Source organism: Bacillus sp. OK048 (assembly GCF_900103525.1).
In the GTDB taxonomy this organism is placed as follows: Bacteria; Bacillota; Bacilli; order Bacillales; family Cytobacillaceae; genus Neobacillus.
Map to the genome: position 1 here is coordinate 191,435 of NZ_FNHN01000002.1, position 14,366 is coordinate 205,800.

The following is a 14,366-nucleotide window of genomic DNA, read 5'->3' on the forward strand; positions in this document are numbered from 1 at the left end:
CAAAAAAAAGACCATCTATGGTTTTCACCATTCAGATGGTCCTTCACGCTGGTCCCCAAATACTGTCTGCATCATTTTATTTTTTACACCTGGAAAGCTCATAAATGAAGCTACAGCTATCCGTCGCAACCAACCGGACCTGAGTAAAAGATTGAGTATCCTGAATCTAAAACGGAATGCAAAATAACCAATTGATCCAATCATAAATATGGATGTTAACATTCGAGACATATCATCCCTCCTACCCATATTGTGTGAATGAAAATCAATTTTTATCCATTCATTTTAGAACTTGCTTAACACAGGATCCATTGTTTCTTTGAGCACATGAACCGAATGTGTGAATTTTTCCTTTTCTTTCTTATTCAGATCAAGTTCAACCACTTCTCTAATTCCACTGCGATTCACTACTGCAGGTACACCAATATATACGTCATTGTGACCATACTCCCCATCTAAATAAGCAGAGACAGTTAATACTGAATTTTCATTTCGTAAAATCGCTTTTGTTAATCGAACAAGCCCCATCGCAATTCCATAATAGGTTGCACCCTTACGTTCAATAATATGATAGGCTGCATCTCGAACATTTATAAATATTTGATCTAAATCTTCTTGGTTTGTTTCATGTTTATTTGTCCATTCGGATATTTTCATTCCTGCAATATCTGCATGGCTCCAAACTGGAAGTTCAGTGTCACCGTGTTCACCAATAATATAGGCATGAACATTGCGAGTATCAACATCATAATACTCTCCAAGTAGAAAGCGGAATCGTGCCGTATCTAAAATCGTCCCTGAGCCAATTACTCGCTCTTTTGGCAGACCAGAAAATTTCCATACTGCATAGGTTAATATATCAACTGGATTCGTTGCTACTAGGAATATACCGTCAAAACCACTAGCCATAATTTGCTCTACGATACCTTTAAATATAGTGGTGTTCTTCTCTACTAGGTCTAGACGTGTTTCTCCTGGCTTTTGGTTAGCACCAGCTGTGATCACAACGAGATCAGCTTGGTCACAATCAGCATAGCTGCCGTACCAAATCTTTGTACTCGAAGGAGCGAAAGGAAGACCATGATTTAAATCCATCGCATCTCCTTCTGCTTTTGCTTCATTTAAATCAACTAAAACTAGTTCTTCTGTTATACCCTGATTTAATAAAGCAAAGGCATAGCTTGAGCCTACAAAACCAGTTCCAACAAGGACAACTCTATTCACTTTTACCATACTATTTCCTCCTCCTGAATTACGGGATATATAGTAGCATTGTAATCGATTTTCAAATGATTATCTATTGATTCACAAAATAAATGAAGGCCATTGCTAAGAGTGCAGCAATGAATCCAGATATAAAATTCACCATATCATTATCCACTAAATGATATCCTTTTATTCTTTTACCGGTTGTTTGACAATGGTCCTTTTTCTCTGTTTCAATTCCACATATACTACAGAGATAGACCTGTTGATAATAGGCACCAATTAAAGTATCAATACAATTACCTAAAAAGCCGAACAAGAAAATAATAAAGAAGTGAAATACCTCCAATTGAAAAAGCAAGGTACCTGCTACAGCGATCAACATTGACCCAAGTATTGCTGCTGTCGTTCCTAACCAGCTGACCGCGCCTGATGTCCCTTTATCAATTTTTTTAAAAGTACGAATGTAAATAGGTTTACTTTTACTTAAGGTACCAATCTCTGATGCCCATGTATCTGAATTTGAGCTGCTAATGCAGACAAGAAAACCAATCAGCCAGGTTATATCCTGATGGAAAAAGTAAATAATGCCTAATAATGCAGCACCACCACCATTCGCGACTACCTGACGCCAATCCCTCGTCGCTCCTTTGGCTAATTTTTCTTCTATTTCTTTTTTGTTATTGCTTTTATATTTTGACCAATAGCTAGATGTGGCAAAGAATATAGCTAACAGGATAAGCCCTTTAATACCAAATCCAAAATAGACAGCGATTCCTACAAATACAGCAGCAATTGCACCATTGCTGCTTAATGAGCGCTCCAAATAACCTGCAAAACCTCCAAAAATAATGATTGCGATTACTATGAATGTTTGGGTCATTTTGTATGTATAATTTCTTTATTGGTGATTATTTTTGAGACTGGTATATCATGCTTTTCGATATCCAATTTTGGTATAACTTGAAAGTGAAAGGCGAGAGACATTGTCTTTCCATCAAATCGGCTTAAAAAACGATCGTAGTAGCCTCCACCAAATCCTAACCGATATCCTTCACTCGTATAAGCTAATCCTGGCACAATCAAAAGATCAATTTCCTTTGGATTTATCTCGATTGTCTGATCCACGATTGGTTCAAACAAACCATAAAAGACAGATTCCAGCTGTGAAAAGTCTGTTAATGTACGAAAGGATAATTTTTTTTCTTTTGGATGACATTTTGGGACAACAACCTGTTTGCCAGATTCCCACGCTCTTCGAATAATTTGATATGTATCAACCTCTGGTTCCCTCGATACAGTAATCCCGATTACTTTAGCCTGCATCCAGTCCTTTTGATTATATAGAGCACTGGCTATTTTATAAGAATAATGTTCATAATAGGGCTTTGAAAGATTAGCAAGGCTCTCTTTCATTTTATTACGAATGAGATTTTTTTCATTCATATAAAATCATAATCTCCTTTTTTTTACAGCAAAAAAGCAGCAGGAAGCCCTACTGCTTATTTTGTCTCACGATGTGCTGTTGTACGCTTTTCTCTTGGGCAATATTTCTTAAGCTCAAGACGATCAGGATTGTTACGTTTATTTTTTGTTGAAATATAGTTACGATCTCCACACTCAGTGCAAGCTAACGTAATATTTACACGCATGTCAATTTCCCTCCAAACGATTAAGCTAGTTCGTTCATACGACTTTTCTATAATATCACTTTTCAAAAGGAAATGCTAGTTGTTTTTTAAAAGTACAAAATCGATCACTAATTTTAATAATTACTCTCTTAAACTTGACTGTTGATTTGAGCTCCAGGCGCTACGCTTTCCGCGGGCGGGCCGAGGAGCCTCCTCGGCGCTTAAAGCGCCTGCGGGGTCTCCCCAGCCCCGTCCTCCCGCAGGAGTCGAGCGCCTTCCGCTCAAATCAACAGGTTATAAAATCAACAATATCCTTTTACATAATCATTATAATAAATGCCTTATTTCTTAGAAATTTCGTTTAGATTTCCTTGTTTATTTAACAGGGTTTCTTCTATTACTTTAACTGTTTGAGAAGCGATTCGTTTCCAACCATAAAGACTTGTAACTATTTTCCTTCCTTTTTCACCAATCTCCATTGCATGATTGGGATTTTGCAAAAAGAAGTCGATATTTTTAATAAGACTTTGGGCATCTCCTGGAACCATCAGCAGACCAGTTTTCAAATGATTGACAATTCCTTTTAGTCCGCCAGTTTCTGAAACAATCGTTGGTTTACCAAGAATCATTGCTTCAAGAGCGACAATCCCAAACGGCTCATAAAGGCTTGGAAAAACAGCTATTTCACTTTTCATTAACAAGGCATTTCTTTCCACATCTGTTACGTAGCCAATAAATGCAACGAAGTGAACTAATTTTTGTTCTGAAACCAACTTTCGATATCTTTCTAACATAGGTCCCTTTCCTGCTATTACAAAATAGATCTCTCTTCCGCTTTCCTTTGCAATTTGTGCTGCTTCAATCATTGTCTCAAATCCTTTTTCCCTAACCATTCTGCCCACAGAAAAAACATATTTTCTGTTCTTTAAAAATGGATAAATCTCAATTAGATCTTCCTTAACATCAACTTGTTCAATTCCGTTTGGCACAATTGCGATTTTTTCCTCTGTAAGATAGAAGTTTGTTAGTAGTTCTTCTCTCATATAATGACTACAAACAATTATTTGATCTGACTCCGAAATGATCTGCCGCTCTTTTTCATTAATAAATCGTTGCATATCCGTGTGGATTCCATTATTCCTGCCATATTCAGTTGCATGAATGGTTGTCAATAACGGAATGGAGAGTATGTCTGTTAACGTAAGCGCGGATGCTCCAACAAGCCAATCATGTGCATGGATGATATCAAACGTTATTTCTTCCGCTATTTTTTCAGCTAGATAGCTCATAGCTAAATTTAGTCCAGCAACCCAATCGAGAAAATCATCGTCTTCTGTGTTTAGGGGCGTAACACGATGGATATGAACACCATTACTCTTTTCATAAACAGGCAGACTGCCATTCCCAGCGGTAACCACATGCACAGCATGGCCAAGTTGTGCCAAATGAACAGAAAGACCATAGACATGCCTAGAAAGCCCGCCAACGACATTTGGAGGGTATTCCCAGGTTAGGATAAGAATTTTTAATTTCCACTCGTACGAGGGGTTTTGGTGCATCTCGTTCATTTGATTATTCGTCATTTTTCTGTCCCAAAATCTTTGAATCTTCATAATAGCTGTAGGTACTTACATGGTCGATCCATTTAGGCGAATGGTGTTCGATCTGTTGATTAAGTACTAAATTTTTATAAATGTTGCTGCCATCGATAGCAGGGGTTTGGACCGAATTCGAGCGAAGGACCGGGAAAAAGTCTTTTTCACTAAATTTAACGCCTAATTCAGCAATAAAAGTCCGATTTGACATTAGACCTTTAATAAACCAATAGCCCTTGTTATAAGGAACGGTAATATCATAGGAATGATGTGCATTATTACCTGTGAAAATCATATCTGTTACATCATAAATTCTAACAATATGGACACAATCCTCAAATTGTCTATTATAAAATAAATGAAAGATCTTCCCCGGAATCTTAGAAGCCTCCCAATAGACAATTACCTTGTTTGGATTAACAAGTTTTGCTTGGAGTTCTCCCTTTATCGGGGAATAATCAAGTGTTGGTTGAGTTAAAACGATGTCCTCTATCACAGTTCTCCTCCATATCCGCAAACAATTCTATATACAAAAATAAACTAAATATTCTTTCATAGTTAAGTTTAATGGTACCATCAGTAGACAAACTGTACAATAAACGCAATTTGTCGAAAAATAGAAAAGCGCTGGAGCTAGACAGTAAACTAAGTTCAAAAACTTATACTTCCTTGTCAATTAAAAAAGATGAGACAAATTGATTGTCTCATCTTAAGGTGAATGTATAGTATTACTTACTCATTTAAGTTAAATCGTTTTCCTGTTACTAGGTAGATTACATTTTCTGCAATATTTGTTGAATGATCTGCTATTCTTTCAATAAACCTGCACACAAATGAAAGTTGAATGATTTGGTTCGTAGCGTTCGGATTATCTGGAACCATAGTAATAAGTTCATGAACCAATTTTCCAAACATATTGTCCACTACATCATCTTTTTCAGCGCATTTCTGCGCAAGCATCACATCTTCATCAATATATGCCTTCACTGACATTGTTACCATTTCAAGAGCATTGTCCATCATTTTCGGAATGTCTAATATTTCTTTTATGTGCTTTTCATTGCCAATATGGATGGCTGCTTTTGCAATATTTACCGCCATATCCGCCATACGTTCCACTTCAGATGAGACCTTTAAAGCGACATTAAGTGTTCGTAAATCTTTTGCAACAGGCGATTCTCTCGCAATCAATATCAAAACTTGATCGTGAATCTCATGTTCTAAGGCATCAATTTTATCATCACCATCAATAACCTGTTTAGCTTTCTCAATATCATGATTGAGAAGGGCACTAAGTGAATTCCTAACTGCTACTTCCGCTAGCTTTTCCATATCTAGCAGTTTTTCTTTTAATCCGATTAATTTACTGTCAAACTTTGATCTCGTACTCATCTCTTCACCTCTTTATCCAAATCTTCCTGTAATATAATCCTCTGTTCTCTTATCTTTAGGAGTAGAGAATATTTTGTTAGTTTCTGAAAATTCTACCACTTCTCCATTTAAAAAGAAAGCTGTTTTTTTAGATATACGTGCAGCCTGCTGCATGTTATGAGTAACGATAATGATACTAAATTCTTTCTTCAATTCCTGGATAAGTTCCTCTACTTTTAAAGTTGAGATAGGATCTAGTGCAGAAGTTGGTTCATCCATTAAAATAACATCCGGTTCAATCGCTAGACAGCGAGCGATACAAAGTCGCTGTTGCTGTCCTCCTGATAAGCCATAAGCGTTTTGGTTTAGACGGTCCTTTACCTCATCCCAAATGGCCGCACCTCTTAAGCTTTTTTCCACTATCTGATCCAAGATTTTCTTGTCACGAATTCCATGAATTTTCGGTCCATAAGCAACATTTTCATAGATAGATTTTGGAAATGGGTTTGGCTTTTGAAACACCATTCCTACTTTTGTTCGCAATTCCTCAACCTGATAGGATTTATCAAGGATATTTTTCCCCCTGTAAAGAATTTCACCATTTGTTCTTACTCCGGGAACTAATTCAATCATTCGATTCAAGGTTTTAATATACGTGGATTTTCCACATCCTGATGGTCCAATAATAGCAGTAACTTCATTTTCCATTATATCTAAATTAATTTTCTTTAGGGCTTGATTATCACCGTACCATAAATCTAAGTCCTTTGTTTTATACACAATTTGTTTTTCTTCTGGATTATTAAAATTAGCAGTGGCTGATGATGTTTCCATAATAGTTTGCCTCCCTGGTCCTAGCCTTTAATATCTCTTTTGAAATTTATTTCGAATTAATACAGCAATCGAATTCATGATGATTAACATAAAAAGTAAAACAATAATACCTGCTGCAGCCAAAGCATGAAACTCTACTTGAGGACGACTTGTCCAATTGTAAATTTGCAATGGCAGAACGGTCATGCTATCTAATACAGTTCTAGGTAAAAATGCTAGGAATAATGGCATACCGAGGACAACAAGTGGTGCTGTTTCTCCGATTGCACGTGAAAGTGCCAAAATCGCCCCAGTAAGTATCCCTGGAATAGCGGCTGGTAGAACAATACGAACAATGGTCTGCCATTTAGTAGCCCCTAACCCAAATGAAGCCTCTCTTAATTGATTGGGTACAGCGCGAATAGCTTCTTGTGCAGCAACAATAATGACCGGCAAAACGAGTAGGCTCATGGTTAGACCTGCAGCTAAAACACTTGTCCCTAATGCTAATGCACGAACAAATACAGTTAATCCGAGTAACCCGAATACAATAGATGGGACACCTGCTAAATTGGAAATATTTACTTTAATGAAATTGGTTATCCAATTATCTTTTGCATATTCTTCGAGATAAATGGCAGTCCCCACACCAAGCAATAATGAAACAGGAGCAACAACAGCCATAAGCCACATGGTTCCGATTAATGCAGCATAAACACCTGCATTTTCAGGCTTCCTTGAAGGAAGGCTTTGTAAAAATTGTAAATCTAAATAGCCAAATCCTTGAGAGAATATCCGATATAATAATACTCCTAATATTAATAATATAAACATGGTTAATGCAAGAAATATCCATTTTGAAAATATATTTTTAGATAATCTTGGTTTCATCCGCTTTATAACGGAATCATGATTAATTAAATTCATTAATATGCCTCCCTAAAACGACGGGTGATGTATTGAGCGAATAAATTCATCACTAACGTAAATACAAAAAGCGTCATTCCAACTGCGTAAATGCTATAGTAGATTGTCGTACCATAACCTACATCACCCTGGCTGACTTGGACAATATAAGCAGTCATCGTTTGAATCGAGCCTGTCAAATTCCATTCCAAATTTGGAGTAGAACCACCCGCAACCGCCACAATCATTGTCTCACCAATCGCCCGAGATATCGCCAACACAATGGAGGCAACTATTCCTGAAACAGCAGCAGGCAATACTACTTTGATTGCTACTTCAAACTTAGTTGACCCCAGTGCAAGGGCACCTTCACGCATTGCACTAGGAACTGAGGTCATCGCATCCTCTGAGAGAGAAGCAATCATCGGTGTGATCATGATTCCAATTACAATACCAGGGCTTAATGCATTAAAAATTTCAAGGGATGGAATAATGTCACGTAATATTGGAGTTACAAAGGTTAGGGCAAAAAATCCATAAACAATCGTTGGAATTCCAGCTAACACTTCTAATATCGGTTTAATAATTCTGCGAGTTCGATCTGATGCATATTCACTCAAATAAATGGCTGAAGCTAATCCGATTGGAACAGCAACAATAGCTGCAATTAATGATACCTTTAGAGTTCCCATTACTAACGGCATAATACCAAATGATCCATTGGTTTCTGAAAAAGGATACCATGTTTTAGCTGTAAAAAATTCTTTAATTGATACAGCATCAAAGAATAAGAACGTTTCAAAAATGAGTGTAAGAACAATACCAATCGTTGTTAAAACAGAAACTGCCGCGGTAAGGAACAAAATATACGGCATAATTTTTTCGGTAATTCCACTAGCGCTCTTTCTTTTTTTCTTCTCTTGAATCATTTTCTGTACAGAGAAAGAATTTGTATTTTGAGTGGCCAATTTCAAAACCCCTTTCATTCACATGACAAGATGAGAAGCACATTTTTTTGCGCTTCTCACCTATCGAATTATTCTAATTCTTATTTAAGAGCTTCTAGTTTTTCTAAATCTTTTTTGTACTCTGCTTCAGGTAATTTCACGTAGCCAACATCCTCTGATAATGTTCCTGCATTTTCAATAGCAAATTTAACAAAATCATATACTGCTTCGTTACCCTTAACAGCTGAGTTCTTTACATATGTGAATAAAGGACGTGAAAGTGGTGCGTATTCACCTGATTCGATTGTTTTATTGTTAGGCTCAACAGCACCTTTGCCTCCATCGATTTTAACAACTTTCAATGAATCTTTATTCGCTGCATAATAAGCATATCCGAAGTAACCGATTGCGTTCTTGTCACCTTTAACACCTGCAACCAATGTGTTGTCATCTTCAGAAAGTGTAGCTTTTTGAACGATTGGAGCATCTTTAAGAACTACTTCATCAAAATAATCAAACGTTCCTGAGTCGGCACCAGGAGAGTATAATTTAATCTCTTCTTTAGGCCATGCTGGATTGATATCAGACCATTTTTTTACTGATCCATCTTCGATCCAAATTTTTTGTAAATCTTCAATCGTTAAGCTTTCTACCCAGTTATTATCTTTATTAACAACTACTGAAATACCATCATACGCTAATTTGAATTCAGTAACATCAAATCCTTTTTCTTTAAGTGAAGCAAGCTCTTCTTCTTTTGCTGGACGAGAAGCATTAGCTAAGTCAGTATCACCTGCAATCATAGCTTTAAATCCGCCACCAGTTCCAGATGAACCAACAGGAACTTTAACACCAGGCTGCACTGCACCATATTCTTCAACAATAGCTTCCATAATTGGGAAAACTGTAGATGAACCGTCTATTTTAATTTCACCTTGAAGTTGCTTTACTTCTTTACCAGCTTGTTCTTTTTGTTCATTGTTCTTGTTGCTATCAGTTCCTTGAGCTCCACAAGCTGCTGTTACAGCAAGCACTCCAGTCATCATTGCTGTTAGTGCTAATTTTTTAAAGCTTTTCATTGCTTAATTCCCCCTAAGAATTTGGTTTGTCGAATTGTGTTCGTTTTCCTTACAAGATTAATAATAAACTTCTTCTGTAAAGCTTGTTTTAATGAATTGTAAAGGTTTTGTAAATTAGCGTATGACTTTTGTAAATCATAAATATTTTCTTCCTACTATTAGAATGCACATTTTTTACAAAAAAAAACCTGCCTCATTTTGAGACAGCTTTTTTTTGATTATTATTATTCTGTAGCTTCGTACGTTTGTTCCACATCTTTCGTTTCAACAGTATGATCTTGTTTTTTTAGATTAAAATAGGTATCCATTACTCTTCTGCCAATAATATTCGCTGTAGCTGAACCACTGTTTCCCTGGTATGCCCATGGAACCATTACAGCCATGGCAACCTCTGGATTATCAGATGGTGCATAGTTGACAAGACTCAGGTTCATGACCTCAGGAGGTATTTTCCCAAATTTCTTTCGCTCTGGACCATCATAAAAAGCTTCGGCAGTTCCTGTCTTACCTGCTGGACTGTACTCCGCCCCTCTAAAGGTATTAACACCGGTACCATCTCCTACTTGCATAACCATTCTAAACCCTTCTTGTACTCGGTCAATCCATTCATCCTTACCGTCAATTCGATTTAATATGTTTGGTGCTATTTCTTGGATAATCGGACCCAATTCATTATTCTCAAGCACCGGTTCACGAATTTCCTTTACAATATGAGGTTGGACCCGATAGCCTCCATTAGCAATCGTTGAAATATATTGTGCTAATTGCATAACCGTATACGTATCATACTGACCTATTGCCAAGTCAAGAAGCAAACCAGACTGTCTTAAAGGTCCAGCATAACCAATACTCTCATTCGGAAGATCAATTCCAGTTTTTGTTCCTAGACCAAATTGACTGAAAGATTGACGCATGGTGTCAAAAGCAGTTAAGTCTAATGGAAGCGGCCTATTCGGTGCATAGGTTCCACCTGCCATTTCAATTACGGTCTTCCACATATAAACGTTGGATGATATTTGAAGAGCTCGTAAGTCATTAATCATTCCAAAACTCTTCCAAGAAGACTTAGGTGGTGTATTTTTTATTAATAACGGTGCGTCAAATTGGCTTGAACCCGGTTTGATTGCTCCAGTATTGTAACCTGTTAGTATCGTAGCCCCTTTGACAACCGATCCAACTGCATAAGAAGTCGTTATATTTCCAAGAGCAAAGTCACGCATTTCTTGTTTATTTGTTTCGTTGTTTTTAGCAATTTGCTTGCCTGCCATTGTTAATATTTCACCAGTATGTGGGTCCATAAGCACCACAAAAGCGCGGTCTAACAGAGCAGATTTAGGACTTTGCTTTGCAATCATAAGTTCTTCTTCAAGAATTTTTTCTATTTCAAGCTGGAGTTCCATATCAATCGTTAAGACCAGGTCTTTTCCACGCTGTCCTTCTGAAATCACTTCAGTTGTCAAGATTTTTCCGGCTTTATCCGTGATGTTTTTCACTTTGCCTTTTTGCCCATGTAAGACATCTTCATATTGGAGTTCAATATAACTTTTACCGACACGATCGTTTCGACTATAATCACGAGCAAGATATTCCTCAAGTTTATCCTTTGGTAAGCCTTCATCTGAAGAAGTTACATTTCCAAGGACAGTTTTCAATGTGTTTCCAAATGCATAATATCGTTCCCAATCAGTCGTGGTGTCGACACCAGGCAATGCTTCAAGATTTTCACTGACAACAGCAAATTCTTCAGGAGTGACATTATCATTTTTTACAATTTGTTGGGTTAAAGCATATCCACTATTAAATTCTCTAAATATGGCCAAGGTTTCTAAATCTTGTTGTGATAAACTTGCTAAGTCTTTTTTAACGTCTATTCTTTCTAATTGAAGCTTATATAGTTCTTTATCATCTAATTCATCTTGGTCATACAAGTCCCATTCTTCTTTAGTAATTTTTTCTTTAGCTTTCTCTGGGTTTTTTAATATCCAAAAATCCTTCTTATCTCGTTCCCGAACCTTTGATGTATCCTTATCTATCAGTAGTGCCAATCGTTCAGCAGTTTCAAGCATTTCCTCTGTGCTTGTATCTTGAAATTTTGTATATGTGATTGCATTTAGCGGAGTATTATCAACGATAATTTTACCGTTACGGTCAAACATCTTTCCACGGGGAACTGGATTATTAACAGTTATATCTTCCGTGCGCTCAATTTCCCGTTTGAAATCATCTCCATAAACAATTTGGACTAATCCTAAACGAAGAATTAGAACAGAGAACAGCAGAAATACAACAAAGAAAACAATGTTTAACCGAGTAGTAACATTTGCCTTCTTTTTCTTTTTATTATTCAAGTTTATTTCACTTCCTAGCATTTCGACATGATACGCTTTATTTTAACGGAAAATCCCCCTTCTTACTACGAAAAACACTTACCAATTGACAACATTTAAGGAATAAACACAAAAATCCACAATTTAAAAAATGCAATGAGTAATATGAATCACTCATTGCATTATATGGTGGGTATTTGGACTCTTCTTACAAACAAATAAATTAACGAATGACCTGCTCCAAGAAATAAAAGTAATATTGGAATACTTTGCTTTTCATTGAACCAAGTCACTGCTGCCAAAAAGGATAAAATCGAAACAATTCTTCCGATATTAATAAAGATTTCTCGGACAACAATATATTCAATCCTCATTTCTGCAGCTTTCCAAGCAGTTCCAATAATATCATAGGTAGTTGACATATAAGGGACGAGCAAAATAGGATAAGCTACTGCAATCATTGCTGCATAAATTAAAAGTTTTACATAATTTATATCCCAGACAATTAACAAAACAGCTAAATAAAGGATAATCCCCCCAAGAAGAATCGCCTTTTTCCGTTTATTTTTTTTAATTAATCTTGATGCTGCATAATAGGCTATAAATGAAATTCCGGAATTAATTAGACCAAATGTTCCTAGAGCTAGCTCACTACCAGTCGAGATGTAGACAAATACTGAGATAATAAATAAAAATGTACCTTCTCTAAGACCTTGGAAAAAATGCGCATTGGTAATCAGGCGCCAGTTTTCATTATTCTTTCTTTCGTCCAGTATTCTTTTAAAGCAATATTTACCGTTTGCAGGACGAGGCTTCAATGAAAAGCTCAGCAAGACGGCAAGAGTAAAGAGGGATAAAGATATCCCAAATATGATGAAATACCCAGTGAATTTTTCAAACCGGGTAATAATAAAGCCAGCTGCAATTGGCCCTATCATTCCGCCAAATGAGGTTAAAATCCCCAAAAACCCGTTAAAAAAATCTCTTGTTTCTGGCTCAGTTATTTCAAACGTCAAGACATTAAAGGCAAGCCAATAAAAACCATACCCAACACCAAGCAGGCCTCCTAAAAGGAGTAAATAGGTTGAAGCATTTTTGCCGGTTATTAAAACCACTATATAAAAAACAGCTAAAAAAGTGACTCCTATTCTTAACACTTTCACCCGATCTATTTTTTTTGCCCATCTGCCTGCTAAGATGAAGGTTAAGGGCTGTAAAATGACAATGGAAAGGTTATACAGTGCCAGATCAGAGTATTCACCAGTTTGTTTCCATAAAAAAATATTCACAAAAGTATTTGATAGTGCAACACTTAACGAATATAATCCACCAATGATTAGCAGCAAAGATAAATCTTTTGTTAATTGAACGTCACCTAAAATCGTAAACTTTTTCGCCATAAAAACTCCCCTTTGTGATAAGGGTTAGTCTTTAACAAGCAGGTGACCTTTATACGATAAAAATAAAAAGACAGCTGAAAATGATCAGCTGCCTTCTAAAAACACATTTTATAATTTCGCTGCGCTGTAACGCTTTGAAACTTCATCCCAGTTGACAACGTTCCAGAAAGAACCGATGTAATCAGGACGACGGTTTTGGTAATTTAAATAATAAGCATGCTCCCAAACATCAAGGCCTAGGATAGGTGTTTTGCCTTCCATGATTGGAGAATCTTGGTTTGGTGTGCTTGAAACTTCTAATTGACCATTGCTTACAGAAAGCCATGCCCAGCCTGAACCGAAGCGAGTTGTTGCCGCTTTTGCAAACTCTTCTTTAAAGCTTTCAAAGCTGCCAAACTTGCTGCTGATAGCGTCAGCTAGTTCACCTGTTGGTGCACCGCCGCCATTTGGAGCCAGAATTTGCCAGAATAAAGAGTGGTTAGCGTGACCGCCACCGTTATTACGTACAGCTGTACGAGCTGCTTCCGGAACTGCGTCTAAGTTAGCAATTACTTCTTCTACAGATTTTGATAATAATTCTTCATTGCCTTGTAGTGCATTATTTAAATTTGTCACATACGTGTTGTGATGTTTTGTGTGGTGAATATTCATTGTTTCTTTGTCAATGTGTGGTTCAAGTGCATCATATGCGTAAGGTAATTGTGGTAATTCAAATGCCATTATTATTTCCTCCTATGTATTGAAAAATTTTTAGCTAAGGATATGTCTAAAATCAAAGTGATTTTAGAATATTCCTAAAGCTCTACACCTCAAGATTATCAGAGATTGCTTATTGTTACAAATAAAATGCATTGTACCTAACAAATATACAATTTCCCTCTTTAACAAATTTTATACATGATTTAACTTTCTTGTATTAAACTCATTTTTTTATAGCAAAGTTTTCAAGAAATTGTCATGTTTCAGCTAAACGGCATTCTGTCAACGATTTAAGTCATATATCGACCATTTACTTTCCAAATCATGTAAATACTCTATTGACATGATGTTAATAAATGATTTAATCAAATTGATGGGATAAAAGGAGTGGG

The 14,366-nt window shown here is 36.5% G+C and carries 15 protein-coding genes; all 15 read right to left on the reverse strand.

Annotated elements, in window-relative coordinates; translation table 11 throughout:
- Positions 1-24 precede the first annotated feature (24 nt).
- Positions 25-231 carry a hypothetical protein gene (locus BLR86_RS04330; protein ID WP_090758658.1) on the reverse strand — a complete coding sequence of 69 codons (207 nt, stop codon included), beginning with the start codon at positions 229-231 and terminating at the stop codon, positions 25-27.
- Positions 232-285: 54 nt separating this feature from the next.
- On the reverse strand, positions 286-1,233 hold the full coding sequence (locus tag BLR86_RS04335) for an L-lactate dehydrogenase (protein WP_090758660.1): 948 nt from the start codon (positions 1,231-1,233) through the stop codon (positions 286-288).
- 64 nt (positions 1,234-1,297) lie between these two features.
- Positions 1,298-2,089 carry a DUF92 domain-containing protein gene (locus BLR86_RS04340; RefSeq protein WP_090758662.1) on the reverse strand — a complete coding sequence of 264 codons (792 nt, stop codon included), beginning with the start codon at positions 2,087-2,089 and terminating at the stop codon, positions 1,298-1,300.
- Positions 2,086-2,652 (reverse strand): 5-formyltetrahydrofolate cyclo-ligase, encoded by a 567-nt coding sequence (locus BLR86_RS04345; RefSeq protein ID WP_090758666.1) that lies wholly within the window; start codon positions 2,650-2,652, stop codon positions 2,086-2,088. Before BLR86_RS04345 ends, BLR86_RS04340 begins: the two co-directional genes overlap by 4 nt.
- A gap of 56 nt (positions 2,653-2,708) precedes the next feature.
- On the reverse strand, positions 2,709-2,858 hold the full coding sequence (rpmG, locus tag BLR86_RS04350) for a 50S ribosomal protein L33 (protein ID WP_015594975.1): 150 nt from the start codon (positions 2,856-2,858) through the stop codon (positions 2,709-2,711).
- Between the two features lie 320 nt (positions 2,859-3,178).
- Positions 3,179-4,420 (reverse strand): glycosyltransferase family 4 protein, encoded by a 1,242-nt coding sequence (locus tag BLR86_RS04355; RefSeq protein WP_090758668.1) that lies wholly within the window; start codon positions 4,418-4,420, stop codon positions 3,179-3,181.
- Positions 4,410-4,928 carry a DUF4912 domain-containing protein gene (locus BLR86_RS04360; RefSeq protein ID WP_175492787.1) on the reverse strand — a complete coding sequence of 173 codons (519 nt, stop codon included), beginning with the start codon at positions 4,926-4,928 and terminating at the stop codon, positions 4,410-4,412. The genes BLR86_RS04355 and BLR86_RS04360 overlap by 11 nt, the downstream gene beginning before the upstream one ends.
- A gap of 236 nt (positions 4,929-5,164) precedes the next feature.
- Positions 5,165-5,824 carry a phosphate signaling complex protein PhoU gene (phoU, locus tag BLR86_RS04365; protein WP_090758672.1) on the reverse strand — a complete coding sequence of 220 codons (660 nt, stop codon included), beginning with the start codon at positions 5,822-5,824 and terminating at the stop codon, positions 5,165-5,167.
- Between the two features lie 12 nt (positions 5,825-5,836).
- Positions 5,837-6,637, reverse strand: coding sequence for a phosphate ABC transporter ATP-binding protein PstB (gene pstB, locus BLR86_RS04370; protein ID WP_090758673.1), 801 nt, complete (start codon positions 6,635-6,637; stop codon positions 5,837-5,839).
- 27 nt (positions 6,638-6,664) lie between these two features.
- Positions 6,665-7,543, reverse strand: coding sequence for a phosphate ABC transporter permease PstA (gene pstA / locus BLR86_RS04375; protein WP_090758675.1), 879 nt, complete (start codon positions 7,541-7,543; stop codon positions 6,665-6,667).
- Positions 7,543-8,451, reverse strand: a complete 909-nt coding sequence (gene pstC, locus BLR86_RS04380) for a phosphate ABC transporter permease subunit PstC (protein ID WP_254782244.1) — start codon at positions 8,449-8,451, stop codon at positions 7,543-7,545. Before pstC ends, pstA begins: the two co-directional genes overlap by 1 nt.
- A gap of 119 nt (positions 8,452-8,570) precedes the next feature.
- Positions 8,571-9,548, reverse strand: coding sequence for a PstS family phosphate ABC transporter substrate-binding protein (locus BLR86_RS04385; protein WP_090758679.1), 978 nt, complete (start codon positions 9,546-9,548; stop codon positions 8,571-8,573).
- A gap of 224 nt (positions 9,549-9,772) precedes the next feature.
- Entirely contained in the window at positions 9,773-11,917 is a 2,145-nt protein-coding gene (locus BLR86_RS04390; protein WP_175492788.1) for a peptidoglycan D,D-transpeptidase FtsI family protein, read from the reverse strand.
- A 140-nt stretch (positions 11,918-12,057) separates the two neighbouring features.
- Positions 12,058-13,275 carry an MFS transporter gene (locus tag BLR86_RS04395; RefSeq protein ID WP_090758681.1) on the reverse strand — a complete coding sequence of 406 codons (1,218 nt, stop codon included), beginning with the start codon at positions 13,273-13,275 and terminating at the stop codon, positions 12,058-12,060.
- Between the two features lie 108 nt (positions 13,276-13,383).
- A complete protein-coding gene (locus BLR86_RS04400) occupies positions 13,384-13,995 on the reverse strand; it encodes a superoxide dismutase (protein ID WP_090758683.1) in 612 nt (203 codons plus the stop codon).
- Positions 13,996-14,366: the final 371 nt, after the last annotated feature.